The organism is Nocardioides sp. BGA-UO-ETr-FS32 (assembly GCF_059567905.1).
Window position 1 is genome coordinate 161,073 of the sequence record NZ_JCAQOX010000015.1, and the last position, 18,621, is coordinate 179,693.

Sequence of the window (18,621 nt, forward strand, 5' to 3'; positions counted from 1 at the left end):
GGTGTCGTGGCGAGCAAGCACCTGACCCGGGCCGGCGTCGCGCTGGCCGTCCTCGGCAGCGTCGCGGGAGGCACGGCGTACGGTGCCCGCGAGCTGCTGCACCGCCAGGCCGCGCAGGCGCGGCGCAGGATCGGCAAGCCGCTCGGCGAGCACGCTCCCGCGGCCGACCGCCACTGGAAGAAGAAGTACGGCGCGCCGGTCGACCTGCTGATGCTGGGCGACTCCGTCGCGGCGGGGCTGGGGGCCGAGAAGGCGAAGCACACGCTCGGCGGCCGGCTGGCCCGGGGCATCGCCGTCGGCGCCGAGCGATCGGTGCGGCTGCGGACGGCGGCGGTCGTCGGCTCGGAGAGCAGCATGCTCGCCGCCCAGCTCGCGTCCCTGCCCCCGGCGTACCGCCCGGACGTGGCCGTCATCGTCGTCGGCGGCAACGACGTGACCCACCGGGTGCCGGTCGCGGAGTCCGTACGCCACCTCGCCGAGGCCATCGACGAGCTGCGTGCCCGCGGGGCCGGGGTGGTGGTCGGGACGTGCCCCGACCTCGGTGCCCTGCGACCCGTCCCGCAGCCGCTGCGGGCGCTCGGCTCGCGCGCGTCCCGTCAGCTCGCGGACGCCCAGCGCGCGGTCGCGCTGGACCGTGGGGCGCGCGTGGTCTCGCTCGGCCACGTCGTCGGACCGTTCTTCATCACCAACCCGGACGAGATGTTCAGCCTGGACCGGTTCCACCCCAGCGCGCACGGCTACAAGCGCACCGCCAAGGCGATGCTGCCCTCGGTCCTCGCCGCCCTCGGCGTGGTCGAGGACGTGCCGTTCGGGCACCACGCACCGGGGGTCGGCGGGTCAGGCTAGGGTTCCCGGGTGCGCACCACTGCTCGACGAGCCGGCCAGGCCGTCAAGAAGGCGGCCCGCAAGGCCGGCCGGATGCAGGCATCCTCGGAGTCCGAGGTCGTCGGGCCTCCCGCCGACCCCAAGGCCGAGCGTCGCCGCCGCCTCCTGGCCAGCAACCTGACCGAGCTCGCCATCGAGTTCCGCACCGACAAGTGGGGTGTCCACAAGTACACCCCCCACTACGAGCGCCACCTCGAGCACCTGCGAGGCGAGTCCTTCACGCTGCTCGAGCTCGGCATCGGCGGCTACAAGAAGCGCCGCAGGAGCGGCGCCTCGATGAAGATGTGGCGCTGGTTCTTCCCCAAGGCCCGCATCGTCGGCCTCGACATCGAGGACAAGACCTGGCTCACCCGGGGGCACATCCACGCCTACCACGGTGACCAGACCGACCCGGAGATCCTCCGGCGGATCATCGACGAACAGGGCGCGCCGCTGGTGGTGATCGACGACGGCAGCCACATCCCGGCCCACGTGCGCGAGTCGTTCCGGATCCTCTTCCCGCTGCTGCCCGACGGTGCGATCTACTGCATCGAGGACACGCAGACCTCCTACTGGCCGGCGTGGGGCGGCCAGCTCGACCCGCGGGCACCGGGGACCTCGATGGACCTGGTCAAGGACCTCGTCGACGGCCTCAACCACGAGGAGTTCCTGGTCGAGGGCTACGAGCCGACCTACACCGACCAGTGGGTCCGAGCCGTGCACTGCTACCACAACCTCGTGATCATCGAGAAGGGCGACAACCGGGAGGGCAGCAACCGCGACGACGTCGCGCACGAGCTCTACGGCTCCTCGGAGCTCCCCGAGCAGTGACCGTCCTGCTGGCCACCAGCGGCGACCTGCCCCGGGGCGAGCCCGGGGCCGCCGTGCTCGACGCGGCCCTGCGCGAGCGCGGCATCGAGCACGCCTGGGCCCGCTGGGACGATCCGGTCGTGGACTGGGCCGCGGCCGACCTCGTGGCGGTCCGCTCGACCTGGGACTACGTCACCCGGCACTCCGAGTTCCTCGCGTGGGCCTCGTCGCTGGACCAGTCCCGCCTGCTCAACGGCGCCGACGTCTTCGCCTGGAACCACGACAAGCGCTACCTCACCGAGCTGGCCGACCTGCCGGCCGTGCCGACCCTGCTGGCCGACGACCGTGCGGGGCTGGCGGACGGCGTACGCCGCTTCGGCACCGCGGTCGTCAAGCCGCGCGTCGGCGCCGGGGGAGCGGGCCTCCTCGTGGTCACCGACCCCGACGACCCCCGCCTGGGCCGGCCGGTCCGCAGCCACCCCGACTACCCCGAGGTCGACGGGCCGTGGGTGGTGCAGCCTCTCGTGGAGTCGATCCGCGAGCACGGGGAGGCCTCGGTCTACGTCATCGACGGGCGACTCGGACAGCGCTTCGACAAGCTGCCGGGCGCGGGCGACGTACGCGTCAACGAGGAGTTCGGCGGCCGGGTGCGCGCCGTAGCGACCGGTGACGTCGGCGACCTGGCGATGCGGGCGCACGCCGCCATGGTCGAGCGGTTCGGCCGGCCGGTCGACTACCTGCGAGTCGACCTCCTGCGGTGGGAGGACCGCTGGGTGGTCAGCGAGCTCGAGCTGATCGAGCCCGGGCTCTACCTCGACGTCTCGCCCGCCAACGCGGGTCCGTTCGCCGACATGCTCGCGGCGCGCAGGCGTACGCACGCCTGAACCAGACCTGTCTAGACAGGTCGGCAAACAAATCCCCACATCGCCGGTGAGGGTGACCTCACGCCCCTAGGTTGCCCGTGTTCTGCCTGCGCTGGGGGGTGCGGGCACGGCCGGTGATCCGACATCCGTGCCGGGTCACCGTCACAACCTTCGCGGTGCCTCGACGGCGCCGCACCTGCGGGAGGAAATAGTCATGCCCTTTTCACGCCCACGCGCGGAGCGCGGAGCGGCGGCTGTGGAGTTCGCACTCGTCGTGCCGCTCCTGCTGGCGGTCGTGTTCTCGATCATCGACCTCGGGTTCGCGATCAACCGCTACACCGTGCTCAACAACGCCACCCGCGAGGGGGTGCGCGCCGCCAGCCTCAGCGCCAGCAGCAGCGAGGTCGACGCGGTCGTCAACGGCTCGCTGACCGACCTCGAGGGGAAGGTGACGGTCCAGGTGACCTGCGAGACGCCGCTGGGCGGCGCGTGCGGGTCCTGGGACGGCGACCACACCGCCGGCGGGGTCGCCGTGGTGACGGCGACCTACGAGCACGCGTGGCTGACCCCGATGGGCAAGGCGCTGTCCTCGAGCTTCACCCTGTCCAAGACCAGCAAGATGAGGATCGAGTGAGGCGCGCGCTCGGGGCGCGCAGGGACGAAGGAACGGACGAGACGGGCGCGGTGGCCATCATGGTCGCCCTGCTCGCCCTGGTCATCTTCGCCTGCGCGGCCCTCGCCGTCGACATCTCCTCCCTCGCCATGGAGCGCCAGAAGCTCCACGACCACGTCGACTCCGCGGCGCACGCCGGTGCGTTCGAGCTCCCGGCGAGCGGTGCCGACGCCAAGGCCTGGGCGGTGACCATGGCCAAGACGCAGGACGCCGGCATGACCCCGGACACCGAGCTCTTCTGCGTGGTCGCGTCGACCGGAGCCAGCAGGCAGGTGGCGTCGGGTCAGATCCCCGCGACGTGCGACCCCGGGACGTACTCCAGCTCGCAGGTGCGGTGCAACACGAAGATCTGCTCGATCCCGTGCCCGGTCACGGCCCGCTGCAACACCATCAGGGTGAGCGACTCCAAGGACGTCGACTTCGACTTCGCCCCGGTGATCGGGCGCGACCGGGGGTCGACCGGCTCCGTGTCGTCGTCGGCCTGCCGGGGCTCGTGCGGGGAGACGCTGCCGAACCCGATGGACATCGTCTTCATGGCCGACCGCACCACGAGCATGGCCGACGACGACCGGGAGGACATGCAGTCCGCGATCGTCGACAGCCTGGCGGTGATGGACCCGACGCTGCACTACGTCGCGTTCGGGGCGATGCACAAGAGCAAGGCCACCTCGACGTGCGCCACGGCGGCCACCACGGCGTCGGACGGCGCCAAGGGCGGCACGTGGATCGCGATCGACTTCACCAACGACTACCGGGCGAACCGTGAGTCGCCGATCAGCTCCAGCAGCAAGCTCGTCAGGGGCGTGAAGTGCATGCCCAACGGTGCGGTTCCCGGTCTGTCGACCGGCAGCTACGGCACCCACCTGGCGTCGGCGTTCAAGGGGGCGTCGCGCTACCTGCTCGGCCTCGACCCGAACAACCTCGCGTCGCTGCCCGAGCGACCGGGCACGGCGAAGAAGGTGCTGATCTTCGAGACGGACGGCCAGCCCGACGAGCTCCTCGAGGAGGGCAGCACGTCGATCACGAGCGCGGGCGACATCGGGGCGGGCCGCAACTCCTACGGCAACGGCAAGGGCAAGAAGGGCTGCGACAACCTGACCACGGTGGCCGAGCAGGCCAAGGCGCGCGGTGTCACGGTCCTGGTGATCGGCTTCGGGGACGCGCGGTCGGCGTCGTGCGAGAAGCCCAACGGCCGTACGCCTCGCTCACCGTGGGTGCGCGACTACCTGGCCGCGGCCGCGTCGCCGACACCCTCCGGCGCCCCGAGCAGGGCCGACAGCGATTGCTCGACCACGGCCGAGCGGGTGGCGGAGAACAAGGACGGCGACTACTTCTACTGCGCCGCCAGCGGCACCGAGCTGGGGCCGATCTTCGCGACGGCCGTCAACGCCGTCACGGAGAGCATCAAGCTCATCCGGATGCCCTGATCCGGAGGACCGGAGCGTTTGCACTCTCATGGGCCGAGTGCTAAACATGACGTTGGCACTCTCGTCATGAGAGTGACAACGACTCAGGTGACGCTGAGGTGCGCAGATGCCGGCGGGAATGGATCGCCGGCGGAGCGGACCGTCCGTCGCGGGCAGCCCGCCTGTGGTCGACCCACAGACTCACGTCGATAGGAATCGCACGCGATATGGCCAAGCTGATTGCTTTCAACGAGGAGGCCCGCCGCGGCCTCGAGCGGGGCATGAACACCCTCGCCGACGCGGTCAAGGTCACTCTGGGCCCCAAGGGCCGCAACGTCGTCCTGGAGAAGAAGTGGGGCGCTCCCACGATCACCAACGACGGTGTCTCGATCGCCAAGGAGATCGAGCTGGAGGACCCCTACGAGAAGATCGGCGCCGAGCTGGTCAAGGAGGTCGCCAAGAAGACCGACGACGTCGCCGGTGACGGCACGACGACGGCCACCGTCCTGGCCCAGGCCATGGTGCGCGAGGGCCTGCGCAACGTCGCGGCCGGCGCCAACCCGATGGGTCTCAAGCGCGGCATCGAGGCCGCCGTCGCCGCCGTGTCCGAGCAGCTGCTCAGCATGGCCAAGGACGTCGAGACCAAGGAGCAGATCGCCTCCACCGCGTCGATCTCCGCCGCCGACACCACCGTCGGCGAGATCATCGCCGAGGCGATGGACAAGGTCGGCAAGGAAGGCGTCATCACCGTCGAGGAGTCCAACACCTTCGGGCTGGACCTCGAGCTGACCGAGGGCATGCGGTTCGACAAGGGCTACATCTCGGCCTACTTCGCCACCGACCTCGAGCGCATGGAGGCCGTGCTGGAGGACCCCTACGTCCTCATCGTCAACTCCAAGGTGTCGACGGTCAAGGACCTGCTGCCGCTGCTGGAGAAGGTCATGCAGTCCGGCAAGCCGCTGCTGATCATCGCCGAGGACGTCGACGGCGAGGCGCTGTCGACCCTGGTGGTCAACAAGATCAAGGGCACCTTCCGCTCCGTGGCCGTCAAGGCCCCGGGCTTCGGTGACCGCCGCAAGGCCATGCTGCAGGACATCGCGATCCTCACCGGCGGCCAGGTCATCTCCGAGGAGGTCGGCCTCAAGCTCGAGTCCGCCGGTCTGGAGCTGCTCGGCCAGGCGCGCAAGGTCGTCATCACCAAGGACGAGACCACCATCGTCGAGGGGGCCGGCGACCAGGGCCAGATCGAGGGCCGGGTCAACCAGATCCGCGCCGAGATCGAGAAGTCGGACTCCGACTACGACCGCGAGAAGCTCCAGGAGCGCCTCGCCAAGCTGGCCGGCGGCGTGGCCGTCATCAAGGTCGGCGCGGCCACCGAGGTCGAGCTCAAGGAGCGCAAGCACCGCATCGAGGACGCCGTCCGCAACGCCAAGGCTGCGGTCGAGGAGGGCATCGTCGCCGGAGGTGGCGTGGCGCTCGTCCAGGCTGCTGCCACCGCGTTCGACAAGCTCGAGCTGACCGGCGACGAGGCCACCGGCGCGAACATCGTCCGCGTCGCGACCTCCGCCCCGCTCAAGCAGATCGCCATCAACGCCGGCCTCGAGGGCGGCGTCGTGGCGGAGAAGGTCGCGAACCTGGAGGCCGGTCACGGCCTCAACGCCGCGACCGGCGAGTACGTCGACATGATCGCCGAGGGCATCATCGACCCGGCGAAGGTCACCCGCTCCGCGCTGCAGAACGCCGCGTCGATCGCTGCGCTGTTCCTCACCACCGAGGCCGTCGTGGCCGACAAGCCGGAGAAGGCGCCGGCCATGGGTGGCGGCGACGGCGGCATGGGCGGCATGGGCGGCATGGACTTCTGATCGTCCACCGCTCCACCAGCTCCACCAGCACCACCAGCAGGGCCCCCGCTCCGGCGGGGGCCCTGCTGCCGTCTCCGGCCCCCTCCGTCCGCGGAGTACGTCATGGCCGGTGGTCGTCCCCGCAACCGCTGGCCATGACGTCCGCGGCGTACGTCATGGCGCGGGGCTGCCCGCGCGACCGGGCGCCATGACGTCGTCGGCGTACGTCCCACCCCGGGGGAGGCGCTGGTAGGAATGCGGCATGCGCCTCCCCGTTCCCGGCCCTCGCGACGTGCTCTCCGCCCTCGAGCGAGGAAGCGAGCAGGTCGAGGCCCTGCTGGGGGCCGTGCCGCGGGTCCTCGCCCTGCTCGACCAGGCCGAGGCGCTGGTCGCACGGGCGTCCCTCATCGTCGACCGGGTCGAGGTGGTTGCCGACGCGGCGACCGCCGAGGTGGCGCGCGTGGGCGCGGTCGTGGACGCGGCGACCGCCGAGGTGGCGCGCGTGGGCGGGGTCGTGGACGCGGCGACGGCACGCGTCGAGTCCGTCGGCGCGGTCGTGGACGCGGCCGCCACGCAGATCGAGCGGGTGGACACCGTCGTCGGCGGCGCCGCCGTCCAGGCGGGTCGCGCGGCGGCGCTGATCGACAGCCTCGAGCCCTCCCTCACGGCGCTCCAGCCGACCCTGCAGACCCTGGCGGAGACCACGCATCCCGACGAGGTCAAGGCGCTGGTCCAGCTCGTCGACCACCTCCCCGAGCTGACCGCGCGTGTGGAGGGCGACGTGTTGCCGGTGCTCACGACGCTGGGCACGGTGGCGCCCGACGTGCACGACCTCCTGACCGTGGCCCGCGAGCTCAACGACATGCTCGCCAAGATCCCGGGGATGGGGCGCATCAAGCGCCGCGTCGACGAGGAGGTGGGCGATGACCACACCGACGAGACGCTGAAGTGATGCCGTCGGGCGGAACCTCCCCGGAGCGCGTTCCGTCCCAGTGATGGACGACCCGGGCCGACCCGCCCGACGCACGCCTGACGAAGGGATGCCAGCCATGAGCCGACACGAGAGCCGATTCCGCACCGCCCGCCTGCTCCCGGGCCTCGCAGCAGTCCTCGCCCTCGCCGTCTCCGGCTGCGGCTCGGCTGACGACACGTCGACGCCCGCCGACCCCTCCGCGAGCGACAGCTCGAGCCCCGCGGGGGACGAGACCCTCGCCCTGACCGCCGACGGGTCGGCGACCGCCAAGTGCGCGATGCCGTCCGCGGAGATCCTCGCCACCTTCGACACCGCCTTCGAGGGCACGGTGACGTCGATCGCCGACGGCACGGTCACCCTCGACGTCGAGCGCTGGTACGCCGGCGACGAGGCGTCGACGGTCACCGTCGAGGCGCCGAGCAAGGCCCTCGAGGACCTCCTCATGGCCGTCGACTTCCAGGAGGGCAGGACCTACCTCGTCAGTGCCGACGACGACCGCGTCACCCTCTGCGGCTTCACCGCGGAGACGTCGCCCGAGCTCGAGGCGCTGTACGCGGAGGCGTACGCCGGGTGAGCCCGGTGCGACCTCACCCGGGCTTGGGGGCTCCCTTCCGAGCGTAGCGGACCCAGGTGATGGCCACGCACATGACGGCCCACGCGATCCCGATGGCGTAGAAGGTGGTCGGACCGAGCGTCGTGACACCGATCCCGAAGAAGAACGGGCCGAAGGCGGCGATCGCCGCGGTCCAGCCGATGACGCCACCGGCCTGCCGCTTCTCGAAGATCATCGGCATCTGCTTGAACGTCGAGGCGTTGCCGATGCCGGCGAAGAGGAAGATCGCGAGCATGCCCCACAGGAACTGGTCGAAGCCGGCGTCCAGGGTCGCGGCCGACGTGGTGTCCGGTGTCAGCGCCGGGATGGTGAAGGCGATGGAGAAGATCAGCCCGATGCCTGACACGAGGGTCCAGATCGCACCGCCCGTACGGTCGGTGAGCGGGGAGAACAGCACGCGCGCGCCGGCGCCGACCAGTGGACCGAGGAACACGAACTTCACCACGTCCGGGACGTCGTAGCCCTCGATCAGGACGGTCGCGGCGGCTCCTGTGCCTTGGACGATCTCGGGGTTGCTGATGCCGTAGAGGTCCGCCATCAGCAGGCCGAACTGGGCCGCCAGCCCGGAGAAGGTGCCGAAGGTCATGATGTAGAGCAGGGTCATCAGCCACGTGTCGACGTTGCCGAAGATGTCGAACTGCTGGCGGATGTTGGCCTTGATCGGCACGGACTTGAGCATCGTCCACGCGAGCACAGCGGCCAGCACCATCAGCGGGATCCAGATGAACGCGGCGTTCTGGTACCAGACGTCCTGCGGCTGCTTGCCGGGCATCGAGATGGTCTGGTTGGACCCGAAGAACGCCAGCCACGAGAAGCCGATCAGGTACGGGGTCAGCAGCTGGACGGCCGAGACGCCGAAGTTGCCGATGCCGGCCTGGAGGCCCAGCGCCGTCCCCTGCTTGCGCTTGGGGAAGAAGTAGGACGTGCTCGGCATGAAGCCCGAGAACGCACCTCCGCCGATGCCCGCCAGGAAGGCCAGCACCATCAGCTCCCAGTAGGGGGCCGTCGGCTCCTGGACGCGGACTCCCCAGCCGAGGGTGGAGAACACCAGCAGCAGGGAGGTCAGGGCCACCATCTTGCGCGTGCCCATGATCGGGGGAAGGACCATCCACAGGAGCCGGAAGAGGCCTGCGGAGAGGCCGGGCATGGCCGCCATCCAGTAGAGCTGGGTGGTGCTGAAGCTGTAGCCCAGGGGATTCAGCTTGGGGATCAGCGCGCTCGGGAGGAACCACGCCACGAAGGCGAGGAACAGGGCGAACGTGGTGAGCCAGAGGGTCTTCCAGGCCAGGCGCTCGTCCCAGGTCTCCTCGTTCTCGGGGTCCCAGGAGTCGAGCCACTCCCCACTCCTGCGCGGTGCTTGGGTGCTCATGGGTGCCTCCTCAGGCAGTCGGGGCGGACGCCAACCCGGGCACGGGTCGGCGGTCGTCGGACGGGCTCTCCAGGCGGTGGGCGAGCTCCGGGGACTCGGTGTGCAGCATGTGGACGACGGTCCAGTGCATCCAGACGGCGCACACGAGGGTCAGGACGAACAGGACGAAGAACGTGCTCGAGGGGAACCCGGACCACGCCTTGGTGTAGGCGAACAGGGGCGGGAGGAAGAACCCGCCGAGGCCGCCGAGCATCCCCACCAGGCCACCGACGGCGCCCACGTTGTCGGGGAAGTACTCCGGGATGTGCTTGAAGACGGCCGCCTTGCCGACGCCCATCGCGCACCCGAGCAGGAAGACGAGCACGGCGAACGGCACCAGGCCGATGCTGTAGGCGAGGTGCTCGCTCTGCGTCCCGTCGGGGTGGCTGATGACGATGTGCCCGTTGGGCATCATCAGGATCCCCGTGACGACGAGCATCGCGCCGAACGTCCAGTACATGACCCGCCGGGCGCCGAAGCGGTCGGACAGGTGGCCGCCGTACGGACGCAGCAGGGACGCGGGGAAGATGTACGTCGCCGTCAGCAGCGCCGCGGTCTGGAGCGAGACGGCGAAGTTGTCCATGTAGTAGGTCGGCAACCAGGCGGCGAGGGCGACGTACGCCCCGAACACGGCCACGTAGTAGAGGCTGAAGCGCCAGACCCGCATGCTGCGCAGCGGTCGGACCTGCTGGCGCAGCGGCTGGCCCGTGCCGGGCGCCCGGTCCTCGCTGGGCGTCCCGAACCAGATCAGCGCCGCCATGACCAGCAGCAGGACGGCGTACACAACGGGGACGAGGCGCCAGCCGCCGTCGATGAAGCCGAAGTAGGAGGCACCGGCGGTGCCGGCGATCAGCGGCGGGCCGATGAACTTGGTGACCGACGCGCCCACGTTGCCCGCCCCGAAGAGGCCCAGCGCGAAGCCCTGGCGCTCGCGGGGCTGCCACGCGGAGTTCCACGCGATGCCGGCGGAGAAGGAGTTGCCGCCGAAGCCGACGAAGAAGGCCAGCACCACCAGCATGACGTAGGAGTCGGCGCGCGAGACCAGGTACGCGGGCACGGCCGTCGCCGCGAGCAGGAACGTCATCACCTTCCGGCCGCCGATGCGGTCGGTGATCATGCCGGTGGGGAGCCGCCACAGCGAGCCGTTGAGCGCCGCGGCCGCCACGATCCAGGACAGCTGGACCTCGCTCAGCCCGAACTCCTCCTGGATGGGCTTGCCGAGGATGCCGAACATCAGCCACACCGCGAACATCAGGGTGAATCCGATGGTGGACAGCCAGAGCACCCGGTTGGGGCCGGTCGTCGTCTCGCTCATCTGCACTCCGTTCGGGACGAGGCGGGCTCGGACCCACCTTGGCGGAAAATAGGCCGGTTCGGAACCGCGTCGCCAACGGAGGGGACCTAGGTCCCGTGGGGCGGGGGACCTAGTGCTCCAACCGGCCCGAGGGGGTGGCCGCCGGGTGCCGGTCGCTCTAGGGTCGGATGGCGGGCCACTGGCCCACCGTCACCTGACGCACCGCCCGACCCGGAGGTCCGATGAGTCTGGAAAGCCCGCTGTCGTCCGCCCTGATCGGCAGCCGCCGGTTCTTCACGAAGGCCGAGGTGAGCGACGACCTCCGCACGGTGCACAAGAGCGGCGGCCGGGAGGGTGACGTCTTCTACCGGGAGCGCTGGAGCCACGACAAGGTCGTCCGCAGCACGCACGGCGTGAACTGCACGGGCTCGTGCTCGTGGAAGGTCTACGTCAAGGACGGCATCATCACGTGGGAGGCGCAGCAGACCGACTACCCCAGCGCCGGCGCCGACCGCCCGGAGTACGAGCCCCGCGGGTGCCCGCGCGGTGCCGCGTTCAGCTGGTACACCTACAGCCCGACCCGCGTGCGCTACCCCTACGTCCGCGGCGTGCTCCTCGAGCTGTTCCGCGCCGCCAAGCGCCAGTGCGGCGACCCCGTGGTCGCCTGGGGCTCGATCGTGCAGGATCCGGAGAAGGCGCGGGCCTACAAGTCGGCCCGCGGCAAGGGCGGGCTCGTCCGGGCGAGCTGGGACGAGGTGGCCGAGATCGTCGCGGCCGCGCACGTCTACACCGTCAAGCGGTGGGGTCCCGACCGGATCGCGGGCTTCTCCCCGATCCCCGCCATGTCGCCGGTCTCGTACGCCTCCGGGTCGCGGTTCCTCGAGCTCATCGGGGCCCCGATGCTCTCCTTCTACGACTGGTACGCCGACCTGCCCAACGCCTCGCCGCAGATGTTCGGCGACCAGACCGACGTCCCGGAGTCGGGCGACTGGTGGGACGCGGGCTACCTGATGATGTGGGGCTCCAACGTCCCGATGACCCGTACGCCCGACGCCCACTGGATGACCGAGGCGCGCTACCGCGGTCAGAAGGTCATCGCCGTCGCGCCCGACTACGCCGAGAACGTGAAGTTCGCTGACGAGTGGGTCACCCCGGCGCCGGGCACCGACGGCGCGCTCGCGATGGCGATGGGGCACGTCGTGCTCAAGGAGTTCTTCGTCGACACCACGACGCCGTTCTTCGCCGACTACACCAAGCAGTACACGGACCTGCCCCACCTCGTCTCACTCGAGGCCTCCGCAGACGGCACCTACCGTCCCGGCAAGTTCCTGGTTGAGGGGGACCTCGGCGGCACCAGCGAGAACGCGATGTGGAAGCCGGCGGTCATCGACGCCGCCACCGGCGAGGTCCGCATCCCGCACGGCTCCATCGGCGACCGCTACGGCGACGAGGGCCTGGGCAGGTGGAACCTCGAGCTCGGCGACATCGACCCCGCGCTGACCATGTACCTCGACCACGAGGGCGGCACCCGCGAGTCGGTCGAGGTCGAGCTGCCCCGGTTCGACGCCGCCGACGGCAAGGTCGCCTTCGAGCGGCGCGGGGTTCCGGTCGCCCGCGTGGGCGACCGCCTCGTCACCACCGTCCTCGACCTGCTGCTGGCGCAGTACGGCGTGGCCCGTCCCGGGCTCCCGGGCGCGTGGCCGCGCGCCGACGAGGCGGACCCGTACGGCTACGACGACCCCGCGATCCCCGCCACGCCCGCGTGGCAGGAGCAGCACACCGGTGTCCCGGCCCGGCAGGTGACCCGCCTGGCGCGCGAGTGGGCGCAGAACGCGATCGACACCGAGGGCCGCGGGATGATCCTGCTCGGCGCGGGGGTCAACCACTGGTTCCACTCCGACCAGATCTACCGCGCGATCCTGCTGCTGACCACGATCACCGGCACCCAGGGTCGCAACGGCGGCGGCTGGGCCCACTACGTCGGGCAGGAGAAGATCCGCCCGATCATGGGCTTCCAGCACATGGCCTTCGCCCTGGACTGGCACCGCCCGCCGCGGCACATGAACCAGACGGCCTACTGGTACGTGAACACCTCCCAGTACCGCTACGACACGTTCAGCGCCGACGACCTCGACGCCGGGACGGGCGTCTTCGCCGGGAAGTCGGTCATGGACCTGCTGGCCCAGTCCGTACGCCTCGGGTGGTCGCCGTCCTACCCGACCTTCGACCGCAGCAGCCTCCAGCTCGCCGACGACGCCGAGGCCGCCGGCATGGACGCGCCGGCGTACGTCGCCCAGCAGCTCAAGGAGGGCGCGCTCCGCTTCGCGGTGGAGGACCCCGAGCACGAGGACAACCACCCCCGGATCCTGTCGCTGTGGCGCTCCAACCTGCTGGGCTCCTCGGCCAAGGGCAACGAGTACTTCCTGCGCCACCTGCTCGGCACCGACTCGGCCGCGACCGCCGTGGAGGCGCCGCCGGACCAGCGCCCGCGCGACGTCGAGTGGCCGGACAAGGCGGCCGAGGGCCGGCTCGACCTGCTGACCACGATCGACTTCCGGATGACCTCGTCGACGATCTTCAGCGACGTGGTGCTGCCGGCGGCGACCTGGTACGAGAAGCACGACCTCTCCACGACCGACATGCACCCCTTCGTGCACTCCTTCAACCCCGCCATCTCGCCGCCGTGGGAGACGAAGTCCGACTGGGACACGTGGAAGGTCATCGCGCGGCGGTTCTCCGAGCTCGCCGTCGACCACCTCGGCACCCGCAAGGACGTGGTGGCCAAGCCGCTGTGGCACGACACCCCGGAGGCGATGGCCACCGAGCACGGCGTCGTCAAGGACTGGAAGACCGGTGAGGTCGAGCCGATCCCGGGCAAGACCATGCCGGTGATCGCCGTGGCCGAGCGGGACTACACCGCGATCTACGAGAAGATGACCTCGATCGGCCCCCTGATGGAGCGCGTCGGGATGCTGACCAAGGGCGTGGCCTACGACGTGAAGCGCGAGATCGACATCCTCCGCACCCGCAACGGCGTCGCGCGTGGCGGGGCCGGCGACGGCCAGCCCAAGGTCGAGACCGACGTGCAGATGGCCGACGCGATGCTGCACCTCGCCGGGGTCTCCAACGGCCACCTCGCCACCCAGGGCTTCCGGTTCCTGGAGAAGCGCACCGGCACCGAGCTCGCCGACCTCGCCGCCGAGCACGAGGGCAAGCAGATCACCTTCGCCGACACCCAGGTGGCACCGGTGCCGGTGATCACCTCGCCCGAGTGGTCGGGCTCGGAGTCCGGCGGGCGCCGCTACAGCCCGTTCACCATCAACATCGAGCGCAAGAAGCCCTTCCACACGCTCACCGGCCGGCAGCAGTTCTACGTCGACCACGACTGGTTCATCGGGATGGGCGAGATGCTGCCCGTCTACCGACCGCCCCTCAACATGACCGACCTGTTCGGGGAGGCGCCCATCGGCGAGCAGAACGAGCTCGGTGTCTCGGTGCGCTACCTCACCCCGCACAACAAGTGGTCCATCCACTCCGAGTACCAGGACAACCTGTTCATGTTGTCGCTGTCGCGCGGCGGCCAGTCGGTGTGGGTCTCGGACCGCGACGCGGCCAAGATCGGGATCAAGGACAACGACTGGATCGAGATGGTCAACCGCAACGGCGTCGTCGCGGCCCGGGCCATCGTCAGCCACCGGATGCCCGAGGGGACGGTCTACATGCACCACGCCCAGGACCGCCTCATCGACGTCCCGCTGACCGAGCGCGACGGCAAGCGCGGCGGCATCCACAACAGCCTCACGCGCATCCTGCTCAAGCCCAACCACATCGTCGGCGGCTACGCCCAGCTGGCCTACTTCTTCAACTACATCGGTCCCATCGGCAACAACCGGGACGAAGTCACGATGATCCGCAAGCGGACCGCGAAGGTGGAGTACTGAGATGCGCGTCATGGCCCAGATGGCGATGGTGATGAACCTCGACAAGTGCATCGGGTGCCACACCTGCTCGGTGACCTGCAAGCAGGCGTGGACCAACCGCGCCGGCACGGAGTACGTCTGGTTCAACAACGTCGAGACCCGGCCCGGCCTCGGCTACCCCCGGACCTACGAGGACCAGGACGAGTGGCAGGGCGGGTGGATCCGCAAGCCCAACGGTCGCCTGGAGCTCCGGGCCGGCGGCCGGTGGAAGAAGCTGCTCACGATCTTCTCCAACCCCAAGCTGCCCTCGATCAACGACTACTACGAGCCGTGGACCTACGACTACGAGACCCTGCTCAACTCGCCGCAGACCGATACCTTCCCGGTGGCGCGGCCCAAGAGCCTGATCTCGGGCAAGGACATGAACGTCGAGTGGTCGGCCAACTGGGACGACGACCTCGGCGGATCGCAGGAGCACGCGGCGCGTGACGTGATGCTGAAGGGCATCGAGGACAAGGTGAAGCTCGAGTTCGAGCAGACCTTCATGTTCTACCTGCCCCGCATCTGCGAGCACTGCCTCAACCCGTCGTGCGCCGCGTCCTGCCCCAGCGGTGCGATCTACAAGCGCGAGGAGGACGGCATCGTCCTGGTCGACCAGGACCGGTGCCGCGGCTGGCGCATGTGCGTGTCCGGGTGCCCCTACAAGAAGATCTACTTCAACCACAAGACCGGCAAGGCCGAGAAGTGCACCTTCTGCTACCCCCGCATCGAGGTCGGCATCCCGACCGTCTGCTCCGAGACGTGCGTCGGCCGGCTGCGCTACATCGGTTTGGTGCTCTACGACGCCGACAAGGTGCTGGAGGCGGCCTCGATCGAGGACGAGCACGCGCTGTACGACGCGCAGCGGGCGTGCTTCCTCGACCCCGAGGACCCCGAGGTCCAGCGCGCCGCCGAGCAGGCCGGGATCCCGGGTGACTGGGTGGAGGCGGCGAAGAAGTCGCCCGTCTGGGCGCTGATCAACCGGTACGAGGTGGCCCTGCCGCTGCACCCGGAGTACCGCACGATGCCGATGGTCTGGTACATCCCGCCGCTCTCGCCGGTGGTCGACGTGGTCCGCGACACGGGGGAGGACGCCGAGGACCGGGGCAACCTGTTCGCCGCCATCGACACCCTCCGCATCCCGGTCGAGTACCTCGCCAACCTCTTCACCGCCGGCGACACCGAGCCCGTCGACAAGGTGCTCAAGAAGCTGGCGGCCATGCGCTCCTACATGCGCGACATCAACCTCGGTCGCGACCCCGACGAGTCCATCCCGGCTGCGGTCGGGATGACGGGGGAGGAGATGTACGAGATGTTCCGCCTGCTCGCGATCGCGAAGTACTCCGAGCGCTACGTCATCCCCACGGCCCACGCCGAGCAGGCGCACGCCCTCGAGGAGCTGGCCACCGAGTGCGCCGTCTCCGACTACGGCGGCGGCCAGCAGGACCTCTTCGGCGAGGGCTCGGGATATCCGACCCCGGTCGCGGTCGAGAACTTCCGGATGCTCCAGGACCGGCAGACCTCCGACACGCTCGCCTCTCCCAGCGACAAGTCCTCGCGCGTGAACCTGCTCAACTGGGACGGCAAGGGCACCCCCGAGGGGCTCTTCCCGCCCCGCGACGAGGGAGGTGCCTGATGTTCGGCCGCAGGGCCCGCACCGTCCCGGCCGACACGATGCGCACCTGGGCGGTGTGCTCGGCGGTCCTGGACTACCCGACCGAGGAGCTCGTGGCGTCCCTCGACGACCTCGAGGCGCTGGTCCCCGGCAACGCCGAGCTGCTCGGGCTCTTCGCGCACATGCGGAGCGTCGGGCTGACCGAGCTCCAGCAGGAGTACGTCGCCACGTTCGACCTCACGCGCAAGTGCGCTCTCTACCTCACCTACTTCGCCTACGGCGACACCCGCCGGCGCGGAGCCGCCCTGGTGGAGTTCAAGGAGGCCTACCGCCGCGCGGGGGTGGAGTGGGCCGAGGAGCTCGGCGAGCTGCCCGACCACCTGTGCGCCGTCCTCCAGCTCGGGGCGACGGTCGATGCCGACGTCGCCTGGCGCCTGCTCAACGACTACCGCGCGGGCGTCGAGATGCTGCGTCTGGCGCTGACGGGCTGGCGCAACGACGACGGCACCACGGGCTCACCCTGGGCGGCGGCCCTGACCGCCTTGTGCGGCACGCTCCCCACGCTCAAGGGGGAGGAGGCCGACGCCGTACGCCGCCTCGTCGAGCAGGGCCCGCCGGCCGAGGAGGTCGGCCTGTCCGGCTACGGCGCCGACCCGGCGCTGGCCACCGGCCCCGCCCTCATCTCGTCCGCCACCATCCCCGTAGGAGCCCCCCGGTGAACGTCTTCCTCTGGGTCATCGTCCCCTACCTGTGCCTGGCGGTGTTCGTCGTCGGGCACGTGTGGCGCTACCGCTACGACAAGTTCGGCTGGACCACGAGGTCCTCCCAGCTCTACGAGGACCGGCTGCTGCGCCTGGGCTCGCCGCTGTTCCACTTCGGCATGCTCGGCGTCGTCGGGGGCCACGTGATCGGACTGCTCATCCCGCGCTCGTGGACCGCGGCGGTGGGCGTCGACGACCACCTCTACCACTACGGCGCCGTCATCGGCGGGCTCATCGCGGGCTTCATGGCGCTGGTGGGCATGAGCATCCTCATCTACCGTCGCCGCACCGTCGGTCCGGTCTTCTCGGCCACCACGGTGATGGACAAGGTGATGTACGCCTTCCTGGCCGCCGCCATCGTGCTGGGCATGTGGAACACCATCGCGGGCTCGATCTTCAGCCTGGGCGGCGAGTACAACTACCGCGAGGGGGTGTCGGTCTGGTTCCGCTCGTTCCTGGCGTTCCAGCCCGAGGCGGACCTGATGGCCGAGGCGCCGATCGGCTTCCAGCTCCACGCGCTCGTCGCGTTCGGGCTCTTCGCGCTGTGGCCCTTCACGCGGCTGGTGCACGTGTTCTCCGCGCCCCTGGGCTACGTCACCCGGCCCTACATCGTCTACCGCTCCCGCGACGACCGCCCCCTCGGCAACGCCGCGCCGCGACGGGGCTGGGACCAGGTCTCGCGGTGAGGCACCCCTGTGCCGGCGACGACGCCGTGCTCGACCTCGCACGTGGTCGGGCGCGGATCCGGCAGCACATGGTCCGTGACGTGATGGCCACCCGCCCGAAGGTGCTGGCGGCGTCGGCATCGGTCGACGACGCACGGTCCGTGCTGGCCGACGACCACGTCCACATGGTGCTCCTGACCCGGGGTGCGACGCTCGTGGGGACCCTGGTCCGGGCAGACCTGCCACCGAGCGCGCCCGGGGACGGACCGGCCCTGTCGTGGTCGACGCTGTCCGGGCGGACCACGGTCCCCGACGTGCCGGTGGCACCGCTGCGGGAGCTCCTCGTCCGGAGGGGGCTGCGTCGCCTGGCCGTCACGGACGCGGACGGCACCCTCCTCGGCCTGCTGTGCCTCAAGAGCTCGGGAGCAGGTTTCTGCTCCGACGCCGACATCACGTCCCGCGCCCTGGCCACCACGACAGATCACGGAGCAGCACGATGAGCACCACGATGAACAGCACGTCCCTGGTCGCGCTGGTGGACGAGCACCTGGCGGAGGCGCGCAGCAACAGCGCAGGTCGCAGCGCCCGGACCCTCCACGGCGGACAGGGTCACGTGCTCCGCCAGACGCTCATCGCCCTCGCCGCGCACCGCCGACTGGGTGAGCACGAGAGCCCCGGCGAGGCGACGCTGCAGGTGCTGCGCGGCAGCGTCCGGCTCCATGCCGGTGACGAGACCTGGAACGGCGAAGCCGGGGACCACGTGGTGATCCCGCCGACCCGGCACGACCTCGAGGCCCTCGAGGACGCGGCCGTCCTGCTGACCGTCGCCCTGCACGGCGTGCCGGGAGCCTGACCCGGCCGTACGGACGTCGCCCG

The 18,621-nt window shown here is 70.3% G+C and carries 16 protein-coding genes; 14 read left to right on the forward strand and 2 right to left on the reverse strand.

Annotated elements, in window-relative coordinates; genetic code table 11:
* Positions 1-6 precede the first annotated feature (6 nt).
* The 8 genes from AC57BS_RS14295 (at position 7) to AC57BS_RS14330 (ending at position 8,004) form a co-directional block, all read left to right on the forward strand.
* Positions 7-846, forward strand: coding sequence for an SGNH/GDSL hydrolase family protein (locus tag AC57BS_RS14295; protein ID WP_496412115.1), 840 nt, complete (start codon positions 7-9; stop codon positions 844-846).
* Positions 847-855: 9 nt separating this feature from the next.
* Entirely contained in the window at positions 856-1,695 is an 840-nt protein-coding gene (locus AC57BS_RS14300; protein ID WP_496412116.1) for a hypothetical protein, read from the forward strand.
* On the forward strand, positions 1,692-2,558 hold the full coding sequence (locus AC57BS_RS14305) for an ATP-grasp domain-containing protein (protein WP_496412117.1): 867 nt from the start codon (positions 1,692-1,694) through the stop codon (positions 2,556-2,558). Before AC57BS_RS14300 ends, AC57BS_RS14305 begins: the two co-directional genes overlap by 4 nt.
* Before the next feature lie 193 nt (positions 2,559-2,751).
* Positions 2,752-3,171, forward strand: a complete 420-nt coding sequence (locus AC57BS_RS14310; protein ID WP_496412118.1) for a TadE/TadG family type IV pilus assembly protein — start codon at positions 2,752-2,754, stop codon at positions 3,169-3,171.
* Complete coding sequence (locus AC57BS_RS14315; protein ID WP_496412119.1) at positions 3,168-4,637, forward strand: TadE/TadG family type IV pilus assembly protein; 1,470 nt, start codon at positions 3,168-3,170, stop codon at positions 4,635-4,637. Before AC57BS_RS14310 ends, AC57BS_RS14315 begins: the two co-directional genes overlap by 4 nt.
* Before the next feature lie 206 nt (positions 4,638-4,843).
* Positions 4,844-6,478: a chaperonin GroEL gene (groL, locus tag AC57BS_RS14320; RefSeq protein ID WP_496412120.1), complete on the forward strand. Its 1,635-nt coding sequence runs from the start codon at positions 4,844-4,846 to the stop codon at positions 6,476-6,478.
* A gap of 241 nt (positions 6,479-6,719) precedes the next feature.
* Positions 6,720-7,409 (forward strand): hypothetical protein, encoded by a 690-nt coding sequence (locus AC57BS_RS14325; protein WP_496412121.1) that lies wholly within the window; start codon positions 6,720-6,722, stop codon positions 7,407-7,409.
* 97 nt (positions 7,410-7,506) lie between these two features.
* Positions 7,507-8,004 (forward strand): hypothetical protein, encoded by a 498-nt coding sequence (locus tag AC57BS_RS14330; RefSeq protein ID WP_496412122.1) that lies wholly within the window; start codon positions 7,507-7,509, stop codon positions 8,002-8,004.
* Between the two features lie 13 nt (positions 8,005-8,017).
* On the opposite strand, the gene AC57BS_RS14335 is transcribed toward AC57BS_RS14330, so the two are convergent.
* Both AC57BS_RS14335 and AC57BS_RS14340 read right to left on the reverse strand, forming a co-directional pair.
* Positions 8,018-9,412, reverse strand: a complete 1,395-nt coding sequence (locus AC57BS_RS14335; protein WP_496412123.1) for an MFS transporter — start codon at positions 9,410-9,412, stop codon at positions 8,018-8,020.
* Positions 9,413-9,422: 10 nt separating this feature from the next.
* The gene (locus AC57BS_RS14340; protein ID WP_496412124.1) at positions 9,423-10,766 is read right to left on the reverse strand and encodes an MFS transporter; all 1,344 of its coding nucleotides are present in this window, start codon (positions 10,764-10,766) and stop codon (positions 9,423-9,425) included.
* A 221-nt stretch (positions 10,767-10,987) separates the two neighbouring features.
* Between AC57BS_RS14340 and AC57BS_RS14345 the strand changes: the two genes are divergently transcribed.
* Genes AC57BS_RS14345 through AC57BS_RS14370 form a run of 6 tightly spaced genes read left to right on the forward strand, consistent with a single transcriptional unit; the run spans position 10,988 to position 18,598 of the window.
* Positions 10,988-14,686 carry a nitrate reductase subunit alpha gene (locus AC57BS_RS14345; protein WP_496412125.1) on the forward strand — a complete coding sequence of 1,233 codons (3,699 nt, stop codon included), beginning with the start codon at positions 10,988-10,990 and terminating at the stop codon, positions 14,684-14,686.
* A gap of 1 nt (position 14,687) precedes the next feature.
* Positions 14,688-16,340 carry a nitrate reductase subunit beta gene (gene narH, locus AC57BS_RS14350; protein ID WP_496412126.1) on the forward strand — a complete coding sequence of 551 codons (1,653 nt, stop codon included), beginning with the start codon at positions 14,688-14,690 and terminating at the stop codon, positions 16,338-16,340.
* On the forward strand, positions 16,340-17,038 hold the full coding sequence (gene narJ / locus AC57BS_RS14355) for a nitrate reductase molybdenum cofactor assembly chaperone (RefSeq protein ID WP_496412127.1): 699 nt from the start codon (positions 16,340-16,342) through the stop codon (positions 17,036-17,038). The genes narH and narJ overlap by 1 nt, the downstream gene beginning before the upstream one ends.
* Positions 17,035-17,766, forward strand: coding sequence for a respiratory nitrate reductase subunit gamma (gene narI / locus AC57BS_RS14360; protein WP_496412128.1), 732 nt, complete (start codon positions 17,035-17,037; stop codon positions 17,764-17,766). The genes narJ and narI overlap by 4 nt, the downstream gene beginning before the upstream one ends.
* A complete protein-coding gene (locus AC57BS_RS14365) occupies positions 17,763-18,245 on the forward strand; it encodes a CBS domain-containing protein (RefSeq protein ID WP_496412129.1) in 483 nt (160 codons plus the stop codon). The genes narI and AC57BS_RS14365 overlap by 4 nt, the downstream gene beginning before the upstream one ends.
* Positions 18,242-18,598, forward strand: a complete 357-nt coding sequence (locus AC57BS_RS14370; protein WP_496412130.1) for a cupin domain-containing protein — start codon at positions 18,242-18,244, stop codon at positions 18,596-18,598. Before AC57BS_RS14365 ends, AC57BS_RS14370 begins: the two co-directional genes overlap by 4 nt.
* The last annotated feature ends 23 nt before the right edge of the window (positions 18,599-18,621 follow it).